We start from the raw sequence: 25118 nt of genomic DNA, 5'->3' as shown, positions 1-25118 counted from the left end.
TCGGAATCGGAAGGCCCGTCTCTCCCGGTCCTGTGCACCTGCCCCGCGCTGCCATGTCGTGCGAGCCGCCCCCTGGTCCCGCGTGCCGTGGCCCACTCCACGCCACTCTTGCCGGTGAGCGCCTCGCGGCGTTTGGCGGAGTCGCGCGGTGTGGCTGTGGGTGTCGGCGTGCTGATCGAACGCGTCGCACAGTTCAAGGGAAGCGCCGGCCGGGCAGGCCCGTGGTGCCCGGGAGCGGGGTTAGGGCGGGATGTCCGTCCAGGACCGCCTCGAGATTGCGGGCGGCGAGTTCCACCATGGCCGCGCGGGTCGCCTCGGTCGCCGAGCCCACATGTGGCAGTACGACCAGGTGCGGTTCGCTGAACAGAGGATCGGACGGACTCATCCGTGGCTCGCCGGTCATCACGTCCAGTCCTGCCGAGTGCAGTTCGCCCCGACGCAGCGCGGCCAGCAGGGCCTTCTCGTCGACGACTCCGCCCCGGCCGGTGTTGACGAGGGTGGCGGTCGGTTTCATCAGGGCGAGTTCAGTGGTGCCGATCAGGCCTTCGGTCTCCTCGGTCAGCGGCGTGTGCACGGACACCACGTCGCTGGTCCGCAGCAGGTCGTCGAACGGCACCCAGTGGGACAGCTGGTCGTCCTCCCGGCGCCGTGGGTGGTGGTGCTGTACGCGCATGCCGAATCCGGCGGCCCTGCGGGCGAGGGCGCGGGCGATCCGGCCGTAGCCGATCAGACCGAGGGTGGCCCCGTGCACGTCGAGGCCGAGGAAGGCGTCCATGCGGAAGGCGCCCCATGCGCCGCGGCGCAGCGCGTCCATGCTGGCGCCCAGGCGTCGCCGGGCCATCAGGATGAGTGCCATCGCCACGTCGGCGGTGGTGTCCGCAAGCACGTCGGGCGTGTGGGTGACGACGACGCCGCGCTCGGTGGCGGCCACGACGTCGACGCCGTCGTAACCCATCGACGCGAGAGCCACGACGCGCAGGCCGGGTCCGGCCGCGTCGAGCAGCGCGGCGTCGACGCGGTCACTGCCGAGGACGAGCAGGCCCTCGCAGCCCTGGACCAGTCCGGCCAACTCGGCGCCTGTCGGCGGCCGTGTGCCCGTCCAGTCGGTGACGTCGAAGCGGGCGGCGAGGCGCTTGACGGCGTCTCCCGGCAGGCCGGTGCGGCTGACCGCTACGCGGGGGCGGCGGGCGGAGGTGCCGGACATGCTGAACTCCGTTCGGTGGTGGTGTCCCGGGCGTTCGGGCCGGGGCCCGGGCGGCGAACGCGGCCGGTGGGGGAGGAGGCGGCCGGCAAGCCGCTCAGCGGGAAGGCGTTGCGGAAGTGGTCTGCGGAGCTCCGTGGGCCGTCCGCGCCGGGCGCCGCGGCCCCGGGCAGCGCCGCTGCCGGGCCCCGGCTCCCCGGCGGAGGCGGGAAAGGCGTACGCCCCGGAAGCCGTGGGTGGGACGCTGACGACCGGTTCGCCGCCGCCTCAGGTCTCTGGGTGAGGCGGCTGAGGGCCGGCTGTCCCGGTCCCGCCCCGCGCCCCGCAGGCCCGAGGTGCCGGGTGTGGGCCGTTGGGGGCCCGGGCGGGCGTCCGGATGAGGCCGCGCCGGGTTCGCCGAAGTCGAGGAGCACCTTGCACGAGCGAGCGGGGTCGGCCGCGAGCTCGAAGGCCTCCTGCGGCTGCGTCACCGGCAGGACGGACGTGATGACCGGCTCGACCGGGAGGCGGCCGTCGGCCAGCGCCCGGAGAACCTCGCTCAGCTCGACGTCGAAACGGAAGGAGCCGACGAGCCGCAGTTCCCGTGTGATCAGGGTGTTGGCGGCCACCGGAGTGTCCCCGGGAGGCAGCAGCCCGAGACCGACCACGAGGCCGCCCCGGTCGACTCCGTACACGCAGGTGCGCAGTCCCGCCGGGTTGCCCGAGGACTCGACGGCGATGTCCGCGGCGAGGTCGTCCAGCCCGTCGGCGGCGCCGGTGTCGACCCGGACGGCCGACGTGGCACCCACCTGTTTGGCGACGGCCAGCGGGGCCTCGTGCACGTCGGTCACGGTGATCTCGGCGGCGCCGGCGGCCCGTAGCGCCGCGACCACCAGGCAGCCGATGGGTCCCGCGCCGGTGACAAGGACCCGCCTGTCGCGTACGTCTCCGGCCTGCCGTACGGCGTGCCAGGCGACGGCGGCGGGCTCGGCCACCGCGGCCAGCCGCAGGTCGAGGCCCTCGGGCAGCGCGAGCACCCGCTCGGCGGGAACGACGAGGACGTCGGCGAAGCCACCCTGTACATGGGGATGGCGCGCGGCGCTGCCCAGGTAGCCGGTGTCGAGGCACGTGTTGCGCCGCCCGGCGCGGCACTGCCGGCACCGGCCGCAGGACGCCAGCGGATGCACCGCCACCGGCGTCCCCGGCGGGGGTGCCTGGGTGCCGGGACCCGCCTCGCGCACCCGGCCCACGATCTCGTGGCCCAGGACGAGCGGTTCGCGCAGCCGGAACTCCCCGACCGCCCCGTGGCGCCAGTAGTGCAGGTCGGAGCCGCAGATGCCGCCGTAGCGGATGTCGACCGCGACCTCGCCCGGACCAGGCGTCGGCACCGGGCGTTCTTCCAGGCGCAGGTCGCCTGCGCCGTGTGCCACCACGGCCCGCATGGTTGCTGAGTTCATGTCGCTCCTGTCCTGCTTCCGCTCTCCGCCGAACGGCTTCGGCTGCTTCGGTTGGTTGCGTGCAAAGGGTGACGGCGCCTCAGACGACCGCGGTCAGTCCGCCGTCGACGGCGATCACCTGGCCGTTGACGAAGTCCGACGCCGGCGCCGCGAGCCACACCAGCGTGCCGACGAGGTCCTCGACCGAGGCCCAGCGGCCGGCCGGGGTACGGCCCCGGATCCACGAGTCGAAGGCGGGGTCCTCCACCAGCGGGCGGGTCAGCTCGGTGACCACGTAGCCGGGGGCGAGGGCGTTGACGGTGAGCCCCGATCCGGCCCACTCCGCGCACATGCTGCGCGTCAGCATCGCCAGGCCGCCCTTGGAGGCCGCGTAGGCGGCGATGCCGGGCCGGGCCAGCCAGGTCTGTACGGAGCAGATGTTGACGATCTTTCCGTGGCCGCGTTCGACCATCCCGGCGGCGACCGCGCGGCCGACGAGGAAGGCGCTGGTGAGGTTGGTGTGCAGCACCCGCTCGAAGGTCTCCGCCGACACCTCCAGCAGCGGCTCGCGGTGCTGCACACCGGTGTTGTTGACGAGGATGTCCAGCGGTCCGATGCCGTCTTCTGTCTCCCGGACCGCACGTCGTACGGCGCTCTCGTCGGTGACGTCGAAGGCCACCGCGTGGACCTTCGCCCCGGTGCGCTCTGCCAGTTCCTCCCGGGCGCGCTCCAGCGCCCGGGCGTCGCGCCCGTTGAGGACGAGTTCGGCGCCCGCCTCGGCCAGTCCGGCGGCCAGGGCGGCCCCGATGCCTTTGCTGGACCCGGTCACCAGGGCCCGGCGACCCGCGAGGTCGAACAGGGCGGGAGCCTTCACGGCCGTACCTCCAGGGGGGCGTAGTAGTGCATCAGTGCGGCGTTGTCGGCGTCGCCGTGTCCGGCCGTGGTGAGCCAGCGGTGCAGTTCGGCGACGGCGGTGGTGACCGGCAGTGGCACGCCGGCCGAGCGCGCGTAGTCGCGGGCGGAGTCCAGGTCCTTGACCATGTTGCTGACCCGCCCGGTGGGGGAGAGGTCGGCCTCGGCGAACTTGACGAAGAACTCCTGCAGCAGTGCCGAGTCGGCCCTGCCGCCACTGAGCGCGGTGAGCACCTGCCGGGGTGGCAGTCCGGCCGACCGGACCAGGGCGGCCGCCTCGGCGAGCGCGCCGAACCCGCAGCCCACCAGCACCTGGTTGACGGACTTCACCAGCTGACCGGAGCCGGCCGGGCCGAGATGCGTCAGCCGGGAGGCCAGGGCGCCGAGAACGGGCAGCGCGCGTTCGACGTGCTCCTCCTCGCCGCCGAGCATCAGGGTCAGCTCGCCGCGCTCGGCACCCGGCGCGCCGCCTGACAGCGGGGCGTCGACCCAGCCGGCGCCCAGCTTCGCGGCGCGTTCGGCGAACTCGCGGGTGCGTCCGGGGTCGATGCTCGACATGTCGACGACCAGCACGTCGTCCGGTGCCTCGCTCAGCACCCCGTCCGGACCGAAGACCACCTGCTCCACGATCCGGGCCGTGTTGAGGGAGAGGATCACCACGCGCGACGCGGCGAGCAGGGCGGGAGATTCCGCCATGGAGGCCCCGTCCCGGGTGAGTTCGGCGACGGCCTCCGGCCGGATGTCGTAGACGCGCACCGCGCGTTCCCGTCCGAGCAGCCGGCGGGCGATGGCGGAGCCCATGACTCCGAGCCCGGCGATGCCCACCTCTGTATGTGCTGACACCTGACCTCCTGAACCATATGCTGTACTAAGAACAGCATATTGAACTGGATGGGCCTAGTTGTCGAGAGGGCGTCAGTTCTGTTCAGCATATTGGCATCAGTGCTACATGCTGTTACGGTCCCCGTCGTCCCCAGATGAACGGCGTATGACACGTCCGTACGACGGAAGGGCGGCATCCCATGACGGTGCCAGTGACAAAATCCTCCGGGTCCGCCGAAGTCGACAGCACCGACAAGAACCCGGGGCTGCGCCGCGCGCTCGTGACCAGTTCGGTGGGCAGCGCCCTCGAGTACTACGACTTCGCCATCTACGGCACCGCCTCGGCGCTGGTGTTCAAGCACCTGTTCTTCCCGGGACTCGGTGACGCCGTGGCGCTCGTGGCCGTCTTCGCCACCTATGCCGTCGGATTCTTCGCCCGTCCCCTCGGCGGTCTGTTCTTCGGCTCGCTCGGCGACCGGCACGGACGCAAGACGGTGCTGCTCGTGACCGTCGCGCTGATGGGCGGGTCGTCCTTCGCCATCGGGGTGCTGCCCACCTACCACACCGCAGGAGTGTGGAGCCCCGTCCTGCTGATGCTGCTGCGGTTGTTGCAGGGCTTCGGCGCCGGAGCCGAACAGGCGGGCGCCTCCACCCTGATGGCCGAGTACGCCCCGCCCCGCAGGCGCGGTTACTACGCCGCCCTCCCGTTCGTCGGCATCCAGGTCGGCATGCTGCTCGCCACGGCCCTGTTCGTCCCTCTGGCGCAGCTGGACGAGGACGTCCTGTTCGGCTGGGTGTGGCGGGTGCCGTTCCTGCTGAGCGCGGTGCTGATCCTGGTCGCGGTGTACATCCGGCTGCGGCTGGAGGAGAGTCCCGCCTTCACACAGCTGGAAGAAGCCGGAGAGGTCAGCAAGCGCCCGCTGCGTGACCTCATGGTCAACAGCCGCCGCAACCTGTTCGTCACCTTCGGCCTGCGGATGGCCGAGAACGGCACTTCCTACCTGTACTCCACGTTCAGCATCAGCTACGTCACCGCCGTGGTCGGCGTCTCCTCGTCGGTCGGGCCCCTCGCGGTCGCCTGCGCCTCGCTCGCCGGCGTCCTCACCATCCCGCTGTTCGGCATGCTGTCCGACCGGATCGGCCGCGTCCCGCTGTACCGCTGGGCCGCGCTCTTCCAGGCCCTGTTCGCCATCCCCGCCTTCGCGCTGATGAGCACCGGCAACACGGTGCTGATCTGCGCCGTGATCACCATCGGTATCGGCATCGGCGTGAACGGCATGCTGGGCTCCCAGTGCGCGCTGCTCGCAGAGCTGTTCGGCGCGCGGCACCGGTACACGGGCGTGGCCATCGGCCGGGAGTTCAGCGCGATCGTCGCGGGCGGTGTCGCCCCGCTGCTGGGCGCGACGCTGCTGCTCGCCTTCGACGACTCGTGGTGGCCCCTCGCCGGCTATGTGATCGTGCTGTCCCTCATCACCTTCCTCACTACCTTCGCCACACCGGAGACGCGCGGCCGGGACCTGACCGACCCCGCTGACGCCCGCTGAGCGCTCCGCGGGAAGCGCCGCGACAGGCCGTCGATCGTCTGCGGGCCTGGCTGGTCGCGCCCACGCGGCGGAGCCGCATACCGACACGGCCTGCGCCCTTCGGGACGCTGCCGAACCGCCAGGCCCCGGCCCTCCGGCCCTCAGCCGCCCGCCCCATGTCCCATGTCCCCGCTGCCGGGCGCCGGGCGGGCACCCGAGCGAACCCCCTGCCGTGCCACCCCGCCGAGGCGTGTGCCCGGAGTCAAGCCGAAACGGAGACCGTGATGAACGCCATCGGCGAGGTGGTGCTCGGCATCGACCTCGGCACCACCGCCACCAAGGTGGTCGCGGTGGACGCCGCGTACCGCCCGGTGTCGACCGTCGAACGCCCCGCTCCCCTGCGCACCGGACGGGACGGCGAAGCCGTCCACGATCCCGCGACCGTGCTGGCCGGGGCTGTCGACGCGGTACGAGAAAGCGCCGACGCGTGCGCACACCTGGGGCTGGCCGTCCGAGGCCTGTCCTTCAGCGCGGCCCTGCACACCCTGCTCGCCCTCGACGCCTCCGGCGAACCACTGACACCCGCTCTGAGCTGGGCCGACACCCGCTCGGCCGACATCGCCCGACGGCTGCGGGCCGAGGGCGGGCACGCCCTCCACCGGGCGACCGGCACGCCCGTGCACCCCATGGCGCCGCTGACCAAGCTCGCCTGGTTCGCCGCCCGTGAACCGGACCTCGTCCGGCGTACGGCCACATGGTGCGGGACGAAGGACTACGTCCTGTCCCGGTTCACCGGCCGACGGGTCACCGACCTCTCCTGCGCGTCCGCCACCGGGCTGATGGACCTCCACACCACCGACTGGCACGGGCCCGCCCTGGACGCCGCCGGAGTCTGCGGGGATCGTCTGCCGCAACTCGTCCCGCCGACGGCGGTGTTCCCGCTGCTGCCCGAGCCGGCCGCCGCACTCGGTCTGCCCGCCGGGCTGCCCGTTGCCGCGGGCGCCGGAGACGGACCGCTCGCCAACCTCGCGGTCGGAGCCACCGCCCCCGGTACGGCCGCGCTGTCGCTGGGCACCAGCGGAGCACTCCGCGTCGTACGCGACCGGCCGGGCGTGGACGACGCGTGCCGGGTCTTCTGCTACCACATCGCCGACGGGCTGTGGGTGCTCGGCGGAGCGGTCAGCAACGCCGGCGTCGTCGCCCAGTGGGCCGCCGAGTCCTTCGGCGGCGTCGACGTGGCCGACCTGCTGAAGGAGGCGGCCGAGGTCGAACCCGGCTCCGAGGGACTGACCGCGCTGCCCCACCTCCTCGGCGAGCGCGCCCCCTGGTGGGACCCCGACGCCCGGGGCGCTCTGATCGGGCTGCGGCGCGGGCACGGCAGAGCCCACATGACCCGGGCCCTGATCGAGGGCGTCGGGCAGCAACTGGCACTGGTCCGGGACTCGGTGGTCGCGGCCGGGGCGCCGGTCGCCTCGGTGCGGGCCACGGGCGGGGCGCTGCGCTCGTCGCTGTGGGCCGAGATCGCCGCCGCGGCACTCGACACACCGCTGGAGATCACGGACGACACGGCCGGCTCCGGATTCGGCGCCGCACTCCTCGGCTGGCGCGCGCTCGGCGCCGTCCCCGACCTGGCCGCCCTGCCCGCCGACGTCTGGTCCCGGCCCCACCGCACCGTCCTGCCGGACCCGGTGGCCGTCCGGCGGCTGGCGGAGGTCCGGCCGCGGCTCGAGCGGCTGTACGCGGTGCTGCGGGAGTTCTCCGCGTAGCGCCCGTGCCTCTGGGGTCGCCACTCCTGTACGCCGTCTGCTCCACCGGTTCGGGCAGCGGTCCAGGCCGCGCGCCGGCGCGTCTAGCCGCGGTCCACAGCAGCCGGTCGTCGTCGCAGCGGGTCGAGCGCGGCTTGCTGCCCGGAACGGATGCCGATCACCGGTCCTGCCGCCGCGGCCCTGGACGCCCGCGGACGGACCGGGGCACCTGCCCCCTTCACCGGTGGGCGGGGGCGCACCGGTCACCTGCCGCTGCGGTCCACGCAGGCTCGCCGCGGAACGACCGGTTCCTCCGGTTCGGGGCGGACCCGCGTTCGCCGGCCCGGCCGCGGCGGCCTTGGACGTTCGCGGATTCACGGGGCCGACCGGTCGGATCGGGGAACCTGCTGCCCCTGGTTCGTGCGGGGTCGGTGCGATGGTCATGTGCCGCCGCAGTCTGCGCAGGTTCGGCGTGGAAGGAACGGTTCCTTCGGTCCGGGGCGGACCTGCGCTCGCCGGCCCGGCATTCGGCGCGGCTCTGGACGCCTGCCGGGTCAGCGGGCCGGCCGGGCGGACCCGGACGACGGAGCAGGAGGGCGCCCCGCCCGGGCGGGGACCGCCCCGGTCACCATCGCCCCCGCGTCCCGGCGCAGCCGCGACGCCTCCGCCACGCACATCAGCGGCAGCACGGTGAGAAGCCCGAACGCCACCGCGTAGGCCGCCGTCGGACCGTCCAGGCCGAGCAGCGAGGCGAGGGGCCCTGCCGCGCCCAGGCTCAGCGTGGCCAGGGCGACGCCCAGCCCGGTGGCCAGCTGCTGCACGGCGCTCGACAAAGAGTTGGCGTCCGCGGTCCGCTCCGGCTCGATGTCCGCGAAGCCGATCGTGGCGTACGCGCTGAGCGAGACGGACCGGCACACGCCGCTGACGAACAGGACGGCCACCACCACGGGCAGGGGCGAGCGCGGGCCGAGCATCCCGCACAGCGCGAACGTCACGGCCGTCGCCGCGCCGTTGACCACCAGCACCGTGCGGAAGCCGAAGCGGCGCAACAGCGGTGTCGTGAACGGCTTGACGGCGATGTTGCCCGCGAACACCGCGGTCAGCACGAGCCCGGCCCGCGCCGCGCTCCAGCCGAGAGCCTGCTGGAACATCAGCGGCAGCAGGAAGGGAGGGACGCTGACCGCGGCACGGAACAAGGCGCCACCCGCGTTCGACACCCGGAAGGTGGTCACCCGGAACGTGGCCAGGTCCAGCAGCGGCCGGGGCGAGAGCCGCAGGTGACGGACCGCCAGGCCACACGTCAGCAGCCCGGCGCCGAGCCACAGCGCCGCCGTGCACCAGCGGGCCGGCGAACCGCCCAGCAGCTCCAGGCCGAGGACCAGCGCGGCCAGTCCCGACCCCACGAGGACGAACCCCACCCGGTCGAGCCCCCGCCGCTCCTCCCCGTCCTCCCGCCGCAGATCCGGGATCAGCCACAGGGCGGCGGGCAGCGCCACCACGCCCAGCGGCACGTTCACCAGGAAGATCCAGCGCCACGAGGCGTACGTGGTGAAGAGGCCACCGAGCGCGGGCGCGAGCACCGGCGCCAGCAGCCCCGGCCAGGTGAGCCAGGCGATCGCCCGCAACAGGTCCCGTCTGCGGGTGGTGCGCAGGACGGCCAGCCGCCCGACGGGCACCATCATGGCTCCGCCGATGCCCTGCAGCACTCGCGTCAGCACCAGCTCGGTCAGGCCGTCGGCCGCCGCGCACAGCGCCGAGGCGACGGTGAACACCGCGATGGCCGCGGCGAAGACCCGGCGGGTGCCCCAGCGGCCGGCGGCCCAGCCGCTCAAGGGGATGAACACGGCCAGCGCCACCACGTACGCCGTCACGGTGACGCCGACGGCCTCCGGCCGCGCCCCGAAGGACGCGGCCATCTCGGGGGCGGCCGTCGAGATGATCGTGGCGTCCAGGTTCTCCATGAAGAAGGCCCCGGCCACCAACAGCGCCGCGCCCCGGCCACCGCGCCCGTTCACCCGTGTGCCTCCGCGTACGTTTCGCTGTCCGCCGGGGTGTCGTGCGTCTCGTCAGTCATGTCCCTCGCCGTGCATCGAGCAGCGCGGCGGGGCAGCCGCGCCCGCAGTTCGGCCTCCGGAGCGCGGGAAGTACTCCGACCGGCCGCGGTGTCGTCCCGCCCGTGGACGTGATGGTGGCCGGGCCGCGGGGCCGTGTCCCGACGCGGTCCCCGCCCGGAGCCCGGGCGCACGCCCGGGCTCCGGGCGGGGACACCAGCCGCATTGCCCTGAGGGGCATCCGGCCGGGGCGGCCTGACCCGCGTCGTGGTCCGGCCACCCCGGCCGGGCCGTGCTCAGCCGTTGCCGCCGGACGCAGCCGGTGCGGCGGCGTGCACGGCGTGCCCGCCGAACTGCCGGCGCATCGCGGCGAGTGCCTTCAGCTGGGCGGCGTCCGGCTTGCGGGAGGCGAAGCGGGCGAAGAGCGCGGCGGTCATGGCGGGGGCGGAGACAGCCAGGCGTACGGCCTCCTCGACGGTCCAGCGCCCTTCGCCGGAATCGTCGACCCGGCCGGACAGACCGGCCAGCCCGGAGTCCTGCTCCAGTGCGCGTACCAGGAGGTCGAGCAGCCAGGACCGTACGACTGTGCCGTGCCGCCAGGAGGCGAGCACCTTCGGTACGTCGGGAACGTACTCGCTGGCCTCCAGCAGCTCGTAGCCCTCGGCGAGGGCCTGCATCATGCCGTACTCGATGCCGTTGTGGACCATCTTGGCGTAGTGGCCGGCGCCCACCGGGCCGGCGTGGCAGATCCCGTCCTGCTCCGGGGCGAGCGACTCCAGCAGCGGCCACACACGCCGGACGTGTTCGTCCGTGCCGCCGCACATCACGGCGTAGCCGTTCTCCCGGCCCCAGATGCCGCCGCTGACACCGCAGTCGACGTATCCGATGCCGCGCTCGGCGAGCATGCGGGCGTGCTCGGTGTCGTCGCTGAAGCGTGAGTTGCCGCCCTCGACGATCACATCGCCGGGGGAGAGAAGTCCGGCCAGCTTCCGCAGCGCCTCCCGGGTGGGGTCCCCCGCCGGCACCATCAGCCACACCACGCGCGGGGCGGCGAGCTTGCCGACCAGTTCCTCCAGGGAGCCGGCGTCACGGTCGGGGGAGGTGCGGCTGTGGCCGACCACCTCGTGGCCGTGGTCGCGCCAGCGGGCCGCCATGTTGCCGCCCATGCGTCCGAGACCGACGATTCCTACCTGCATTGCTTCAGTCCTTCGTGGTGGTGGGGTGCGGGTGATGGCGGTGGCCGTCGAGTCCGTGGCCGTCGCGGAGGAGTTGGAGGACGACGCTGTTGTCCAGGTCGCCGAGCCCCCGGGCGTCGATCGCGGCGTAGAGCCGGGCGACGGTGGCGGACAGCGGCAGCGTGATGCGTGTGTCGGCGGCGCTGTGCAGGACGAAGCCCAGGTCCTTGTGGAGGTAGCGCGCGGGCCCGGAGGGCGTGAAGTCGCCGTCGGCGAGGTGGTGGCGCTTCTGCGCGAGCACCTCGGAGGAGGCGAGACCGCCTGCCAGCACCTCCAGCAGGGCTGCCGGTTCGAGTCCGCCGCGCTCGCCGAGCACGACGGCCTCGGCGAGGGCGACCAGGGTGCCGGCGACCACGAGCTGGTTGCATGCCTTGGCGAGCGAGCCGGCTCCGGTGTCGCCCATGCGGCGTACGGTCGAGCCCATCGCGGCCAGGTACGGGTGGATGCGTGCGACCGTCTCCTCCGGCCCGCCCGCCATGATCGACAGGGAGGCGTCGCGGGCGCCGGTCACCCCGCCGCTGACCGGGGCGTCGACGACCGTGATGCCGCGGGGGCGCAGCTCCTCGGCCAGGGCCCGGACGGCGACGGGGGAGACGGTGCCCATCACGACCAGGGTGTCCACCGGAGGTGGAGCGTCTCCTGTCAGCAGTCCGTCCGGGCCGTCCAGGACGTCCCGGACCTGGGGCAGGTCGGGGAGCATGGTCAGGACGATTCGGGCGCCTGCCGCCACCTGTGCGGGACGCTCGGCGGCACGGCAGCCGGCGGCGACGGCGGCATCGAGGGGCGGGCGGCGGCGGTTCCAGGCCAGGACGTCGAAGCCTGCCCCGGCGAGATTGGCCGCCATCGGCAGTCCCATCGCGCCGAGCCCGATGAAGCCGACCGTGCCGGGCGGGGTGGGCGGGGCGGTCACGTGCGGACCTGCGCACGTCCGTACTGCCCTTCGGCTGCGGCCGGCTCGCCCAGCCGCTCGGCGAGGCCCGGATGGCCGAGCACGTCCCGGTTGACGACGAAGCGCGGCAGCCGGCCCGTCGCCACGTCCAGGACTGCCCGCACCGCGCTGCCCCCGTTTCCGGCGGACATCTCGTCGGTCCAGGCCAGGCTGTGCGGACTGAGGACGACGTTGTCCATGCTCAGCAACGGGTTGTCGAGGCCGGGCGGCTCGGCCTCGAACACGTCCAGTCCGGCGCCGCGGATGCGTCCGGCGCGCAGCGCGTCGATCAGCGCCGTCTCGTCGACGATCGGGCCGCGGGCGACGTTGAGCAGCACGGCCGAGGGCTTCATCAGGGACAGCCGCCGGGCGTCGACGAGATGGCGGGTCTCCTCCGTCAGCGTGCACATCACGATGACGGCGTCGGCCTCGGCCATCACGGCGTCGGTGTCGGCGAGACGTACGCCGAATTCCCGAGCGGTCTGCGGCGGGCAGTACGGGTCGTAGGCGAGGACCTCGACTTCGAACGGCCGCAGCAGCCCCACCAGATCGCGTGCGGTGTTGCCCAGGCCGAGCAGGCCGACACGGCGGCCGGTGAGCCCGAGTCCCATCCACCGCTCCTTCTCGGACCAGCGTCCCTCACGCACCAGGCGGTCCTTGGCGGTGACGTTGTGCAGGACGGCCAGCAGCAGGGTGAGGGCGGCGGTGGCGACAGGGCGCCGTGCGCCGTCCGGGGTGATGGTCACCAGGACGCCGTGCCGCGTGCAGGCGTCGAGGTCGACGGTGTCGTAGCCGACTCCGAAGCGGGCGAGCAGGAGCGGGGGTCTGCTGACGCCCTCGAAGGTGCGGGCGGTGACGGTGGGGGCGGCGAACAGGACCGCGTCCAGGCCGTCGATGTCCTCGGCAAGGAGCTCACCGCAGTCACGCGGCAGGTACTGCCAGTCGACTCCGGCGGCGTCCAGCTCGCCCAGCCGGATGTCACCCCATACGTTGTGGCCCTCCGCGTCGAGGAAGTCACGGCTGACACCGACGGTGAACCGGCCAGGGGCCGGCGGGGGGCCCGCCATCACAGCACCGCTACCGGGTTGACGGGCGAGCCCGTGCCGCCGGGGACGTTCAGCGGCGCCACGACGAGCAGGAACTCGTAGCGGCCCTCCGCCGCGCAGGCCGTGGACAGCGCCTCCAGGTCGAGGTTGTCCAGCAGCGGTACGCCCATCGCGGTGATGGCGAGAGCGTGCACGGGGGAGTGCAGCCCCTCGACCGGGGAGGGCCGTACGTCGCTGTCTCCGTCGCCGCCGAGCAGGGCGATCCCGCGCTCGGCCAGCAGGGGCACGGCGTCCACGTGGAAGCCTGCGCTGGCGTTGTCGGGGTTCCAGGCGCCGAGTTCGGCGCGGCGTCTGAAGTGGCCGGAGCGCAGCAGGACCGCGTCACCCTCGCCGATGGTCACGCCGAGCGCCTTCTCGGCGGTGAGGACGTCCTCGGCGTGCACGGCGGTGCCGGGCTCCAGCCAGTCGGTGCCGAGGACGGCGGGCAGGTCGATCAGGACGCCCTTGGTGACGAGGGGGCCCAGGGCGGAGACGGCGCCGAAGTGGGCGCCGGCCGCGTCGACGACCTCGCGGGCGGTGCGGCCGTCGTAGAGCTGCCCGCGGTAGGCGATGTGGGAGAGCGCGTCGAGGTGACTGACGCCCTTGCCGTGGTAGTCGACGGCGATGAAGTCCTTGTGGCAGGAGGGCTCGGGGGCCTCCACGTCACCGAGGTCGGACATGTAGTGCAGGGCGGGCTTGCCGTTGTCCGGCCCGGGCACCGTGTTCCAGGGCAGGGCCATCGGGACGGTGGTGCCGCTGCGGACCAGGGCGGTGGCACGCTGGACGTGTGCCGGGGTGACCCGGTTCCACGCCCCGCGGTCGGCGGGCGTCCAACGGCCCCAGGTCCGTACGGTGTCGAAGAGGGAGTCGAACTCCTCGCGTGACAGATGAGGTCCGTTCTCGGGACCGGAAGGGGGAGGCGGGGAATCGGACGGGGTGCTGGTCATGTGCTGCTCAGCGCTCCAAGGCTCGGAGGGAGTCGTCGGCCGGCCCGGAAGGCGCGCTACGGTCGGGGATCTCGGGGGAGACTCGACGGCAAAGCGTGCGCCGACGGCATTGTCGTTCGGGGAGTCACGAGGGACAATAACAACATGCTGAACGATGAACAGAATGATGGGTGGAGTTGACGGTGAGCGCAAGTGACCCGGGAAGTCTCGTCCCGGCGGTGACGCGGGCCGTGGCGATCCTGGACACGCTCGGTGAGGCGGAGGGCCGCCCGCTGTCGGTGAGTGAGATCGCGCGGGCCCTGGGCCTGCCGAAGTCCTCGACGGGGAACCTCTGTGCCTCCCTGGAGGCGGCGGGCATGATCACCCGCAACGGAACGGGCTTCGGTCTGGGGCGCAAGCTGGTCGAGCTGGGTGGTCGTTACCTGTCCACGGTGGACCAGTTGCGCGACTTCTACGAGCTGTGCCGGCGCAGCGCGCACATCTCCCGGGAGACCGCCCGGGTCGCCGTCCTCGACGGCCTGGACGTGCTCTACCTGGCCCGGTACGACGGCACCCAGCCGCTGCGGCTCACCGCCAACATCGGCGACCGCTTCCCCGCCAACTGCACGGCGACCGGGAAGGCCATCCTGTCGACGCTGGACCCTGCGGTGGCCGAGGACCGGCTGCGCGGCCGCAGCCTGCCCGCGCTCAGTGAGCGGTCCATCACCTCCGTGCCCGCACTGCTGGGGGACCTGGCGGCGACCCGGGAGCGGGGCTACGCGGTCGACGACGAGGAGGCCGGGGCGGGCATCGTGTGCCTGGCCGTACCGGTCAGGGGGTTCCGTACCGACTCGTCGCCCTTCGCGATCAGCGTCACCGTGCTCAAGGCGCGGCTCGACGACGAGTTCCGCGAGGCGCTGCTGAAGGACCTGCGCGCCATCGCGGCCGGGCTGGAGAACCCCATGCTCCCGCAGGGGGTGTCCAGGGGCGGCGGATGAGTCCGGGCGGGGCTGGTCCGCAGGGACGGGCACCCCGCCTGGTGATCGCGGTCGACGGCGGCCGTACGGAGTCCTTCCGTACGGCCGCCGTAACTTTGGGGCAATAAATGTCGACGGGAGTATTGACCAGAATCCTGGGATGAGTTCAGGATTCTGGTCGAGCCGGGGGAGTGGTCCCCGGCCTGCAGATCCCCGGAGAAGTCCGTGAACGACGCTCCCGACGACACAACTCCCAGCCCACCGCCGCCTGACGGCCAGGCAGCCTCCTCCCGCCCGCTGGTGACGATCCGCGAACTGCGCAAGCGATTCGGCGGCACCCTCGCCCTCGCCGACGTCGACCTCGACATCCACGGCGGCAGCGTCCTCGCCCTGCTGGGACACAACGGCGCCGGCAAGTCCACCCTCATCAAGATCCTCGCGGGTGTCCACCGCGCCGACGAAGGCCAGGTCACCGTGGCCGGCCACCCCCTCGGCAGCGACGGCGCCTCCGCCGGGATGTCCTTCATCCACCAGGACCTGGGCCTGGTCGAGTGGATGACGGTGGCCGAGAACATCGCCCTGGGCACCGGCTACCCCCGCCGTGGCGGCCTCGTCTCCTGGCGGCAGGTACGCCGACGCTGCACCGAGGCCCTGGACATCGTCGCCGGTCACCTCGACCCCGACGCGGCCGTGGCCGACCTCACCCGCGCCGAACGCTCCCTCGTCGCCATCGCCCGCGCGCTGTCCACCCGCGCCCGCCTCATCGTCCTCGACGAACCGACCGCCAGCCTGCCCGCCGCGGACTGCGCCCGGCTCTTCGACGTCCTGCACACCCTGCGCGACCGCGGCCACGCCATCGTCTACGTCAGCCACCGCCTCGACGAGGTCTACCAGGTCGCCGACCGCTTCGCCGTCCTGCGCGACGGCCACCTCATCAGCCAGGGCCTCCTCGCCGACCACGGCCCCGACCGGATCGTGCACGACATCGTCGGCCACGAGCCGGAGAGCCACCGGCCGCCCGCGCCCCGGGCCACGGGCGCCCCCGCCCCCACCGTGCTGCGCCTGACCGGCGTCACCACCGAGGGCGCCGGCCCCGTCGACCTGGAACTGCGCGCCGGGGAGGTCCTCGGCATGGTCGGCCTCACCGGAGCCGGCCACATGGACCTCGGCCGTGCCCTCGCCGGGGCCCGGCCCCTCACCGGCGGCGAGGTGCTGCTCGACGGCGGCCCGTACCGCCCCGCCTCGGTGGCCGCCGCGGTCGACGCGGGCGTCGGTTTCGTCACCAGCAACCGCCAGGAGGAGGGCTGCGCCCCCGACCTCACCGTGCGCGAGAACTTGCTGGCCAACCCCCGCGCCGACGCCCGCTCCCCATGGCGCTGGATCAGCCCGGCGCGCGAACGCGCCCAGGCGACGTCACTCGTCGAGCGCTTCGGAGTACGCCCCGCCGACCCCGAGGCACCGATCGCCACCCTGTCCGGCGGCAACCAGCAGAAGGTCATGATCGGCCGCTGGCTCCGCCTGAGCCGCCGCGTGGTGATCCTCGAGGAACCGACCGCCGGAGTCGACGTCGGCGCCAAGGCCGAGATCTACCGGCTCCTCGACGACGCCCTCGCCGCAGGACTCGCCGTCCTGCTCATCTCCACCGACTTCGAAGAGGTCGCCGACGTCTGCCACCGCGCCCTGGTCTTCGTCCGGGGCGGCGTGACGGCGGAACTGTCCGGCGAAGCCCTCACCGTCACCGAACTCACCCATGCCGCGTCGGCCATGCCGGCGCTGACCGGAACGGGCACCCACTGATGGCCACCGAGACCGAATCCTCCCGCCGCGCACAGCGGTCCGCGACCGGCGGCGGCACAAGCACGACCACGACGCCCCGCCCGACCGGCACCACCCCCGAAGGCCCCTCCCGCGGCACGGGCACCGGCAGCCGGCTGCGTGGCCACCTGATCGGCACCTACGGCCTGCTCACGCTCGCCGTCCTGCTGTTCCTGGTCTTCTCCCTCGCCCTGCCGGACACCTTCCCCACCCTGGACAACGCCTCCTCGATCCTCTCCAACCAGTCGATCCCGGCGATGCTCGCGCTCGGCGCGATGATCCCCATCGTCACCGGCAAGTTCGACCTGTCCGTCGGCTACGGCCTCGGCTTCGCCCACGTGCTGGCGATGCAACTCATCGTGAACAACGGCTGGCCCTGGCCGGCGGCCTGCCTCGTCGTCATCGCCGGCGGCGGCCTCATCGGCGTCTTCAACGGCCTGCTGGTCGAGTTCGCCAAGATCGACTCCTTCATCGCCACCCTCGGCACCGGCAGCGTGCTGTACGCCTTCACCGGCTGGATCACCGACGGCGCCCGCATCGTCCCCGGCCCGCAGGGACTGCCCCCGGCCTTCACGGACCTGTACGACTCGAAGTTCCTCGGCCTGCCCGTACCCGCCTTCTACGTCCTTGGCCTCGCCGTCGTGCTGTGGCTGCTGCTGGAACGGCTGCCGCTCGGCCGCTACCTGTACGTCATCGGCTCCAACGCCCGAGCCGCCGACCTGGTCGGCATCCCCACCCGCCGCTACGGCATCTACGCCTTCGCCGGCTCCGGGATCGTGGTCGGCTGCGCCGGGGTCCTGCTCGCCGCCCAGCAGCAGATCGGCAACCCCAGCGTCGGCATGGACTACCTGCTGCCCGCCTTCGTCGGCGCGCTGCTCGGCTCCACCGCGATCAAGCCGGGCCGTGCCAACGCCGCCGGCACGGTCGTCGCCGTCGCCGTCCTCGCCATCGGCCTCGCCGGCATCCAGCAGCTCGGGGCCGAGTTCTGGGCCATGTCCCTGTTCAACGGCGGCACCCTCCTCCTCGCGGTCGGCCTGGCCGGCTACTCCGCCCGCCGCAGGCTGCGCGCCGGGGCCACCGCCACCCGCAGGTCGCCGGCGTCTCCCACCCCGGCCCCCGCCTCCGCTTCCGCCTCCGACGGTGATTCCGAACCCCGGCCGCCGTCCGCGACAGCGGACCAGGTCTGAGAGCCGCCGACCACCGGCCCCCGTTCACCCGGCGACGAACCCCCGCCCCGCCGCCGGTCCCGACACCCACGCCCCTCCGGCCGCGCATCCGCCACCCCTCGCCGACTTCCCGTACGCCAGCAAGGAGCCCGCTCGTGTCGTACCACCTCACCCGCAAGGCACCCATGAGAACCACGGCAGCCGTCGCCCTGGTCACCGCCCTCGCCGCAGGCTGCACCCGCGGCTCGGAGGCCGACAGCGCCACCACCGTCAGCAACGCGAAGGCCGGCTGCCCCGCCGTCCTCGCCGAGGCCAAGAAGGCGGTCAAGGCGGCCGAGGACGTCAACGCCCCCTGGAACGGCCCGACCACAGGCCCCAGGGCAGTCCCCGCCAAGACCATCGTCTACGTCGCCCAGAGCATGACCAACCCGGGAGTCGCCGGCGCTGCCGAGGGGGTCAAGGAGGCCGCCGAGGCCATCGGCTGGAAGGTGCGGATCATCGACGGCCAGGGCACTCCGGCCGGCATCCAGGCCGCGCTCAGCCAGGCCGTCGCCATCAAGCCCGACGGCATCGTCCTGTCCGGCTTCGACCCCAAGTCGACCGCCCAGCAGGTAGCTCAGGCCAACGCCGCCGGCATCCCGCTCATCGGCTGGCACGCCGTGGACGCCCCCGGCCCCAGCACGGACCCGAAACTGTTCAGCAACGTCACCACGAGGGTGCAGGACGTCGCGAAGATCAGCGCCGACTGGGTCATCAGCCAGTCCAACGGCCGGGCGGGCGTGGTGGTCTTCACCGACGCCTCCATCCCGTTCGCCAAGGGCAAGTCCGACCTGATCGAGAAGGAACTCGCCACCTGCTCCGACGTCAAGGTCCTGACGACGTCCAACATCCCCATCGCCGACGCCAGCAACCGCACCCCGCAAGAGGTGTCCGCCCTGCTGTCCCGCCACGGCACGAAGTGGACCAACTCCGTGGCCATCAACGACCTCTACTTCGCCGACGCCGCCCCATCGCTGCGCGCGGCGGGCAAGCAGGGCAACGGAGCCCCGTTCAACATCGGCGCGGGTGACGGCGACCCGTCCGCCTTCCAGCGCATCAACAGCAAGCAGTTCCAGGCGGCGACGGTTCCCGAGCCGCTGTCCGAGCAGGGCTGGCAGATCGTCGACGAATTCAACCGCGCCTTCGCCGGCACGCCCGCCAGCGGCTACGTCGCTCCGGTCCACATCACCACGGCCGACAACAGCGGCGGCAAGTCCTCCTGGGACCCCAAGGGATACCGCGAGGCGTACCGGAAGCTCTGGGGAAAGTAACCTGAGGCAGAAGAGGCACCTCCTATGAAGGACAACTCGCTCAAGCGCCTTGCCGACGAAGTTGTCGTGATCTGGCTGGACGACCTCTCCCGCAAGCGGATCACGTCGGGCAACCTCACCGAACTCGTGGCACGGCACCACGTGGTGGGCGTCACCACCAACCCCACGATCTTCCAGCAGGCGATCGGTGACGGTGGCGACTACGCCGACCAACTCCACGACATGGCTCTGCGTGGGGTGACGGTCGCCGAGGCCGTCCGAACGATCACCGCGGCGGACGTACGCGACGCCGCCGACATCCTGCGCCCGGTCCACGACGCCACCAGTGGCCGGGACGGCTGGGTCTCCATCGAGGTCGACCCCCGTCTCGCCCACGGCACGGACGCGACGATCGCCGAGGCCAAACACCTTGCCTGGTTGATCGACCGCCCCAACATCCTGATCAAGATTCCGGCCACGAGGGCAGGCCTGCCGGCCATCACCGAGGTCGTCGCTCTCGGGATCAGCGTCAACGTCACGCTCATCTTCTCGCTGGAACGCTACCGCGAGGTCATGAACGCGTACCTCTCCGGCCTCGAGAAGGCACGCGACAAGGGCCTCGATCTCTCCCGGATCCACTCGGTGGCGTCCTTCTTCGTCTCCCGTGTCGACACCGAGATCGACAAGCGGCTGGACGCCCTGGGCACCCCGGAGGCCAAGGCACTGCGCGGCAGGGCCGCCGTCGCCAACGCCCGCCTCGCCTACCAGGCGTACGAGGAGGTGTTCGGCTCCGCCGACGGGTCGACGCCGCCCTCCGACCGCTGGAGCGCACTGGAGAGCGTGGGTGCCGGCAAGCAGCGTCCGCTGTGGGCGTCGACCGGTGTGAAGGACGCGGCGTACAAGGACACCCTGTACGTCGACGACCTCGTGGCGCCGAACACCGTGAACACCATGCCGGAGGCCACCCTGGAAGCCGTCGCCGACCACGGGGAGATCATCGGCAACTCCATAGCCGGCACCTACGAACAGGCCCGCGCCGACCTCGACGCCGTGGAGAAGCTGGGCATCTCGTACGCCGGTGTCGTACAAGCCCTGGAGACGGAGGGCATCCACAAGTTCCAGCACTCCTGGGACACCCTTGAACACCGTCCGCAGCGCCCGGCCCCGCCGAGACGGCGTCCGGCCGTGACCGGTGACGTCCCGCGTAGGGCACGCGGACCGTGGTGAGCGCGGGGCTGAGGTCGGCGGCGAAGGGGAGGTCGTCGAAGCCCACGAGCGAGATGTCGCCGGGGACGTCGAGACCGGCCTCGCGCAGGGCGGCCGGCGCGCCGGCCGCCACCATGTCGGTGCCCGCGAACACCGCCGTGAAGGCCAGGCCGGCGTCCAGTGCCTCCCGGGTGCGCTGGTAGCCCGAGACGCGGGTGAACGGGCCGGGGACATCCAGTTCCCCGGAGCAGGGCACGCCGTGGGCGCGCAGCGCGTGCAGATGTCCGTCGCGGCGCAGCCTCCCGGAGTGCCGACTGCGGGGCAAGGCTCACCGACGCGGTTGGGCCGGGTGACACTGTTCCCCTCACTCGCGTGACCGGGCCGTGCGGTGGCCCCGGGATGCGCGGAGACCCGACGGAGACACGATGGAACGACGCCAGCTGGAATATTTCATCGCCGTGGTCGAGCACGGCGGATTCACAGCCGCGGCCATTGCGCTCCATGTGGCACAGCCCTCGCTGTCGCATGCGATCCGGTCCCTGGAACGCGAATTCGGCGGAAAACTCTTTCACCGTCTCCCGCACGGCGTCGCCCTCACCGCAGCAGGCGAGGCGCTGGTCCGGCCGGCCCAGCAGGTCCTGCGCGACCTGTCCACGGCCAGTTCCCTGGTCCGGGAAGTCCTCGGGCTCAGCGGCGGCCGACTCGACATCGTTTCGCAGACAACCCTCTCGGTCGACCCGCTGGCTCACATGCTGGGGCGCTTCCACCGCGCGCATCCGAAGGTCTCCGTGCGCGTGGTCGACCCGGAGCAGGGACCTGCCGTGCCGCAGATGGTCGCGGCCGGGCAGTGCGAACTCGGTCTGGTGGACGCCTCGGTGACCACGGCGGACCTCCGCGGGATCGACCTGCCGCAGCAGGAGATGCACGTCGTGCTGCCCGCGGACCACCCGCATCCGGCAGGCGACACCATCACCTCGCGTGAACTCGCCGCGCTGGACCTGATCGTGACACCGCCGGGCACCGAAACCCGGGCGGCGGTGGACGACGTCTGCACCGCGCTGGGCGTAGCACCGCGGATCGCGGTCGAGACCGCGCACCGCGCGATGATCGTGCCGCTGGTCCTCTCGGGCGTCGGCGCCGCCCTGCTGCCCGCCTCCATGGCCCGGGACGCCGCGCTGCGCGGGGCCCGGATGCTCTCCCATCGTCCGCGGCTGCTGCGCCACGGCCGGCTGGTCTGGAGGTCGGGCCCGCTGTCCCCCGCCGCCCAGGCGTTCGTGGACCTGGCGTCCTCACCCGCCCAGGACTGACCCCGGACTGACGCCCCCTGCAGGTATAGAAGATTTCTATCGGCTTCATTCAAAACCGGTTCACGAGAACTCAAGGCGCCTTGTTGACCGGCGTGGGCGACGACTGACACTTTGACTGCATCGCAGGCAGGGGCGTTTCCGGAGCTGCTGAAGAGCAGCTGTATTACGCCGGTAATTCGGCCGCGCTAAGAAGGTGTGATATTTCCCCGCCGGGCACCGAATCGGAGAAATACATGACTGAGTTCGACGCGGGACGGCACATACTTCCGCGGCCGGATACCCGCCGGCCGCTGACGACCGCGATGGACGTCCACGACCAGGACACCGCCTTCACCCCCGTCGGCCCGGTCCCTCCGCCCGACGGCGCACCGAACGTGGTCATCGTGCTCGTCGACGACCTCGGCTTCGGCACCTCCAGCGCGTTCGGCGGACCGTGCGAGATGCCGGCCGCAGAACGACTCGCGGACAAGGGGCTGCGCTACACCCGCTTTCACGTGACGGCCCTGTGCTCGCCGACCCGGCAGGCCCTGCTGACCGGGCGCAACCACCACTCGGTCGGCATGGGCGGTACCACCGAGATGACCACCGCGGCCCCCGGATACAACGGGTTCCGGCCGCGCAGCGCGGCGACCATGGCGCAGATCCTGCAGGGCAACGGCTACAGCACGGCCGCCTTCGGTAAGTGGCATCAGACGCCCCCGCGGGAGATCAGCGCGGTGGGGCCGTTCGACCGATGGCCGACGGGGGAGGGGTTCGACACCTTCTACGGGTTCATGGGTGCCGAGATGAACCACTGGTACCCGCTGCTGTACCAGGGCACCACCCCGGTCGAGCCGGATCGCCGGCCCGAGGACGGCTACCACCTGTCCGAGGACCTCGTCGACCACGCCATCGACTGGGTGCGCACCCAGCGCACGCTGACTCCGGACCGGCCGTTCTTCACCTACCTGGCGCTGGGTGCCGCGCACGCTCCGCTGCACGTCGGCCGCGAGTGGCAGGAGAAGTACCGTGGACGGTTCGACGACGGCTGGGACCGGCAGCGCGAAGTGACCCTGCGGCGGCAGAAGGACCTCGGCGTCGTGCCCCCGGAGGCGGAACTCGCGCCTTGGGCCGAGGGCGTTCCCCACTGGGACGAACTCACCGACAACCAGCGCCGGCTGGCGGCCAGGTTCATGGAGACGTTCGCCGGGTTCACCGAACACGCCGACGTCCAGGTCGGCAGGTTCGTCGACGCGCTGGAGGAACTCGGCGTACTGGACGACACCCTCTTCCTCTACATCCTGGGTGACAACGGTGCCTCGGGTGAGGGCGGCATCGAAGGGACGATCGTCGAGCACCGGCTGGGGCACGGCGTGGTGGACGACCCGGACGAGATGATCGACCACCTCGACGAGATCGGCGGCCCGCTCAGCTACCCGATCGCCCCGGCGGGATGGGCGCTGGCGCTGAACACTCCTTACCAGTGGACCAAGCAGGTGGCCTCGCACTTCGGCGGCACCCGGGACGGCATGATCCTGCACTGGCCGCGTGGAGTCCCCGAGCGCGGCGGGCTGCGTCACCAGTTCTCGCACGTGATCGACGTCCTGCCGACGATCCTGGACTGCGTGGGCGTCCCGGCGCCGTTCAGCGTGGACGGGGTGCCGCAGCAGCCCATCGAGGGGACGAGTATGCAGCGGACGCTCGCCGACCCCCAGGCGCCCGAGCACCGCCGTACCCAATACTTCGAGATGTGCGGCAACCGGGGCATCTACCACGACGGCTGGATGGCGGTCACCCGGCACGGCATCCCCTGGGAGATGGTGCCGGACAAGGACCGGAGGTTCGCCGACGACGTCTGGGAGCTCTACGACGTGAACCACGACTGGAGCCAGGCCCACGACCTCGCCGCCGAACACCCCGAGAAGCTGCGCCGGTTGCAGGACCTGTTCCTGATCGAGGCGGCGAAGTACCAGGTCTTCCCCCTCGACGACCGGGTCACCGAGCGGGAGAACCCCGCCGTGGCCGGCCGCATCGATCTGCTCGGCGACCGGACGTCCATCACCTACCGCGCGGGAATGCGGCGGTTCACCGAGGAGACCACACTCAACGTCAAGAACCGCTCGCACAGCATCACCGCGGACGTCGACCTGCCGGGAACGGCGGCCGAGGGCGTGATCATCGCGCAGGGCGGCCGGTTCGGCGGCTGGACCCTGTACTTCACCGAGGGCAGGCCGGCCTACGCCTACAACTACTTCGGCATGAACCTGTACACCGTGCGCGGCAACGAGCCCCTGGCACCGGGACGGCACGAGATACGGCTCGAGTTCGACTACGACGGCGGAGGACTCGGCAAAGGCGGGACCGCCGTGCTCCTGGTGGACGGTGAGAAGCACGCAACTGGACGGGTCGGGCAGACCATTCCGTACTACTTCTCCTTCGACGAGACGCTCGACGTCGGGGTGGACCTGGGCACACCGGTGACCGACGACTACCCCGTGGTCGACAACGAGTTCACCGGGACCCTTCACACGGTGCGCATCGACCTGGACGCCGAAAGCCCCGAATCGTCCGAGTTCGACGGCGGACTGCACCGGCGCGTCATGGGGGCACAGTGAGCTGCTGCACGCCGTCCGGCGGCCGGGCCGCGGACCGAGCGGCGCCTCAGCCGTCCGCCGTCCACCGGGCAACGGCCGAGGGCATGGTGGCCGTCCCCGCCGGCCAGTTCCTCATGGGCAGCGAGGACGCGCTCGCCTGTCCGGCCGACGGGGAAGGCCCGGTGCGCACGGTGTACGTCGACGCGTTCTGGATCGACGCCTGCACGGTGTCCAACGCACAGTTCGCGCGCTTCGCCGCCGACACCGGGTACCGCACCTCCGCCGAGCGGATCGGCTGGTCGTTCGTCTTCGCCGGTCTGCTCCCGGACGACTTCCCGCCGACCCGGAGCGTGGTGGGCGCACCCTGGTGGCGACAGGTGGAGGGCGCCGACTGGCGCCGTCCCGACGGACCCCACTCCACCTGGGAGGACCGGGCGGATCATCCGGTCGTCCATGTCGACTGGGACGACGCCCGCGCCTACTGCGCCTGGGCCGGCAAACGCCTGCCCACCGAGGCGGAATGGGAACGCGCCGCCCGAGGAGGACTGCACGCGAAGGTGTTCCCCTGGGGCGACGAGTTCGAGCCGGGAGGCCGCCCCCGGATGAACGTGTGGCAGGGCGACTTCCCGAACCGGCACCCGACAGCCGATGGCTGGTACGGCACCTGTCCGGTCGACGCCTTCGAGCCGGGCGGCTTCGGCCTGTACAACGCCACCGGCAACGTCTGGGAATGGTGCGAGGACCCGTTCTCCCCTGCCCTCGGCGGACAGCAGCGCGTCACCAAGGGCGGCTCCTACCTGTGCCACGCGTCCTACTGCCGCCGCTACCGGGTCGCCGCGCGGCAGGGCCTGTTCCCGGACTCGGCAACCGGCAACGTGGGATTCCGGTGCGCCTCGGACATGACGTGACCCCTTTCGACCCCATCACCCGGACAACGGCGCG

18 protein-coding genes and 2 pseudogenes are annotated in these 25118 nt (G+C 72.3%); 10 read left to right on the top strand and 10 right to left on the bottom strand.

Annotated features, from left to right (window positions below; all coding sequences use genetic code 11):
• Positions 1–193: 193 nt before the first annotated feature.
• From IE263_RS33590 to IE263_RS33575, 4 genes and pseudogenes are all read right to left on the bottom strand, one after another.
• Entirely contained in the window at positions 194–1204 is a 1011-nt protein-coding gene (locus IE263_RS33590) for a 2-hydroxyacid dehydrogenase (RefSeq protein ID WP_189941685.1), read from the bottom strand.
• 392 nt (positions 1205–1596) lie between these two features.
• Positions 1597–2637 (bottom strand): annotated as a pseudogene (locus IE263_RS33585) (L-idonate 5-dehydrogenase); the annotation flags it as partial.
• A 79-nt stretch (positions 2638–2716) separates the two neighbouring features.
• Positions 2717–3490: an SDR family oxidoreductase gene (locus IE263_RS33580; protein ID WP_189941683.1), complete on the bottom strand. Its 774-nt coding sequence runs from the start codon at positions 3488–3490 to the stop codon at positions 2717–2719.
• A complete protein-coding gene (locus tag IE263_RS33575) occupies positions 3487–4371 on the bottom strand; it encodes an NAD(P)-dependent oxidoreductase (protein WP_229911310.1) in 885 nt (294 codons plus the stop codon). Before IE263_RS33575 ends, IE263_RS33580 begins: the two co-directional genes overlap by 4 nt.
• 179 nt (positions 4372–4550) lie before the next feature.
• Here IE263_RS33575 and IE263_RS33570 point away from each other — a divergent pair, with 179 nt between their 5' ends.
• Positions 4551–5894, top strand: a complete 1344-nt coding sequence (locus tag IE263_RS33570; RefSeq protein ID WP_189941681.1) for an MFS transporter — start codon at positions 4551–4553, stop codon at positions 5892–5894.
• Between the two features lie 263 nt (positions 5895–6157).
• The gene (locus IE263_RS33565; RefSeq protein WP_189941680.1) at positions 6158–7639 is read left to right on the top strand and encodes a gluconokinase; all 1482 of its coding nucleotides are present in this window, start codon (positions 6158–6160) and stop codon (positions 7637–7639) included.
• Positions 7640–8172: 533 nt separating this feature from the next.
• Here the strand turns inward: IE263_RS33565 and IE263_RS33560 are convergent.
• From IE263_RS33560 to IE263_RS33540, 5 genes are all read right to left on the bottom strand, one after another.
• Positions 8173–9633 (bottom strand): MFS transporter, encoded by a 1461-nt coding sequence (locus IE263_RS33560; protein WP_229911309.1) that lies wholly within the window; start codon positions 9631–9633, stop codon positions 8173–8175.
• Positions 9634–9965: 332 nt separating this feature from the next.
• Positions 9966–10865: a phosphogluconate dehydrogenase (NAD(+)-dependent, decarboxylating) gene (gene gnd / locus IE263_RS33555; protein ID WP_189941678.1), complete on the bottom strand. Its 900-nt coding sequence runs from the start codon at positions 10863–10865 to the stop codon at positions 9966–9968.
• 4 nt (positions 10866–10869) lie between these two features.
• On the bottom strand, positions 10870–11814 hold the full coding sequence (locus tag IE263_RS33550) for an NAD(P)-dependent oxidoreductase (protein ID WP_189941676.1): 945 nt from the start codon (positions 11812–11814) through the stop codon (positions 10870–10872).
• Positions 11811–12899 carry an NAD(P)-dependent oxidoreductase gene (locus tag IE263_RS33545; RefSeq protein ID WP_189941674.1) on the bottom strand — a complete coding sequence of 363 codons (1089 nt, stop codon included), beginning with the start codon at positions 12897–12899 and terminating at the stop codon, positions 11811–11813. The genes IE263_RS33550 and IE263_RS33545 overlap by 4 nt, the downstream gene beginning before the upstream one ends.
• The gene (locus IE263_RS33540) at positions 12899–13864 is read right to left on the bottom strand and encodes a cyclase family protein (protein ID WP_189941672.1); all 966 of its coding nucleotides are present in this window, start codon (positions 13862–13864) and stop codon (positions 12899–12901) included. The genes IE263_RS33545 and IE263_RS33540 overlap by 1 nt, the downstream gene beginning before the upstream one ends.
• 182 nt (positions 13865–14046) lie before the next feature.
• Here IE263_RS33540 and IE263_RS33535 point away from each other — a divergent pair, with 182 nt between their 5' ends.
• From IE263_RS33535 to tal, 5 genes are all read left to right on the top strand, one after another.
• Complete coding sequence (locus tag IE263_RS33535; protein WP_229911308.1) at positions 14047–14841, top strand: IclR family transcriptional regulator; 795 nt, start codon at positions 14047–14049, stop codon at positions 14839–14841.
• 204 nt (positions 14842–15045) lie between these two features.
• Positions 15046–16617 carry a sugar ABC transporter ATP-binding protein gene (locus tag IE263_RS33530; RefSeq protein ID WP_189941670.1) on the top strand — a complete coding sequence of 524 codons (1572 nt, stop codon included), beginning with the start codon at positions 15046–15048 and terminating at the stop codon, positions 16615–16617.
• Complete coding sequence (locus IE263_RS33525) at positions 16617–17822, top strand: ABC transporter permease (protein ID WP_189941669.1); 1206 nt, start codon at positions 16617–16619, stop codon at positions 17820–17822. The genes IE263_RS33530 and IE263_RS33525 overlap by 1 nt, the downstream gene beginning before the upstream one ends.
• Positions 17823–17986: 164 nt before the next feature.
• Entirely contained in the window at positions 17987–19111 is a 1125-nt protein-coding gene (locus tag IE263_RS33520; RefSeq protein WP_189941889.1) for a substrate-binding domain-containing protein, read from the top strand.
• Between the two features lie 24 nt (positions 19112–19135).
• Positions 19136–20317, top strand: a complete 1182-nt coding sequence (tal, locus tag IE263_RS33515; RefSeq protein ID WP_189941667.1) for a transaldolase — start codon at positions 19136–19138, stop codon at positions 20315–20317.
• On the opposite strand, the pseudogene IE263_RS33510 reads toward tal, so the two are convergent.
• Positions 20295–20603: pseudogene (locus tag IE263_RS33510) on the bottom strand (substrate-binding domain-containing protein); the annotation flags it as partial. The gene tal and the pseudogene IE263_RS33510 sit on opposite strands and share 23 nt — an antisense overlap.
• Before the next feature lie 118 nt (positions 20604–20721).
• Between IE263_RS33510 and IE263_RS33505 the strand changes: the two are divergent.
• From IE263_RS33505 to IE263_RS33495, 3 genes are all read left to right on the top strand, one after another.
• Complete coding sequence (locus IE263_RS33505) at positions 20722–21603, top strand: LysR family transcriptional regulator (protein ID WP_189941665.1); 882 nt, start codon at positions 20722–20724, stop codon at positions 21601–21603.
• Between the two features lie 233 nt (positions 21604–21836).
• The gene (locus tag IE263_RS33500; protein ID WP_189941663.1) at positions 21837–24197 is read left to right on the top strand and encodes an arylsulfatase; all 2361 of its coding nucleotides are present in this window, start codon (positions 21837–21839) and stop codon (positions 24195–24197) included.
• Complete coding sequence (locus tag IE263_RS33495; RefSeq protein ID WP_506005110.1) at positions 24146–25084, top strand: formylglycine-generating enzyme family protein; 939 nt, start codon at positions 24146–24148, stop codon at positions 25082–25084. Before IE263_RS33500 ends, IE263_RS33495 begins: the two co-directional genes overlap by 52 nt.
• Positions 25085–25118 lie beyond the last annotated feature (34 nt).

It is taken from the genome of Streptomyces aurantiogriseus (genome assembly GCF_014649375.1).
In the GTDB taxonomy this organism is placed as follows: Bacteria; Actinomycetota; Actinomycetes; order Streptomycetales; family Streptomycetaceae; genus Streptomyces; species Streptomyces aurantiogriseus.
The sequence above is the reverse complement of the archived record's forward strand: the minus strand, read 5'-3'. Positions and strand labels throughout refer to the sequence as shown.

What these genes read in the sequence shown, in the direction of transcription:
- IE263_RS33590 (WP_189941685.1), bottom strand. Translation starts at nt 1,204, where the DNA reads ATGTCCGGCACCTCCGCCCGCCGCCCCCGCGTAGCGGTCAGCCGCACC.
- IE263_RS33500 (WP_189941663.1), top strand. Translation starts at nt 21,837, where the DNA reads ATGACTGAGTTCGACGCGGGACGGCACATACTTCCGCGGCCGGATACC.
- gnd (WP_189941678.1), bottom strand. Translation starts at nt 10,865, where the DNA reads ATGCAGGTAGGAATCGTCGGTCTCGGACGCATGGGCGGCAACATGGCG.
- IE263_RS33570 (WP_189941681.1), top strand. Translation starts at nt 4,551, where the DNA reads ATGACGGTGCCAGTGACAAAATCCTCCGGGTCCGCCGAAGTCGACAGC.
- IE263_RS33505 (WP_189941665.1), top strand. Translation starts at nt 20,722, where the DNA reads ATGGAACGACGCCAGCTGGAATATTTCATCGCCGTGGTCGAGCACGGC.
- IE263_RS33545 (WP_189941674.1), bottom strand. Translation starts at nt 12,899, where the DNA reads ATGGCGGGCCCCCCGCCGGCCCCTGGCCGGTTCACCGTCGGTGTCAGC.
- IE263_RS33520 (WP_189941889.1), top strand. Translation starts at nt 17,987, where the DNA reads ATGAGAACCACGGCAGCCGTCGCCCTGGTCACCGCCCTCGCCGCAGGC.
- IE263_RS33540 (WP_189941672.1), bottom strand. Translation starts at nt 13,864, where the DNA reads ATGACCAGCACCCCGTCCGATTCCCCGCCTCCCCCTTCCGGTCCCGAG.
- IE263_RS33525 (WP_189941669.1), top strand. Translation starts at nt 16,617, where the DNA reads ATGGCCACCGAGACCGAATCCTCCCGCCGCGCACAGCGGTCCGCGACC.
- tal (WP_189941667.1), top strand. Translation starts at nt 19,136, where the DNA reads ATGAAGGACAACTCGCTCAAGCGCCTTGCCGACGAAGTTGTCGTGATC.
- IE263_RS33565 (WP_189941680.1), top strand. Translation starts at nt 6,158, where the DNA reads ATGAACGCCATCGGCGAGGTGGTGCTCGGCATCGACCTCGGCACCACC.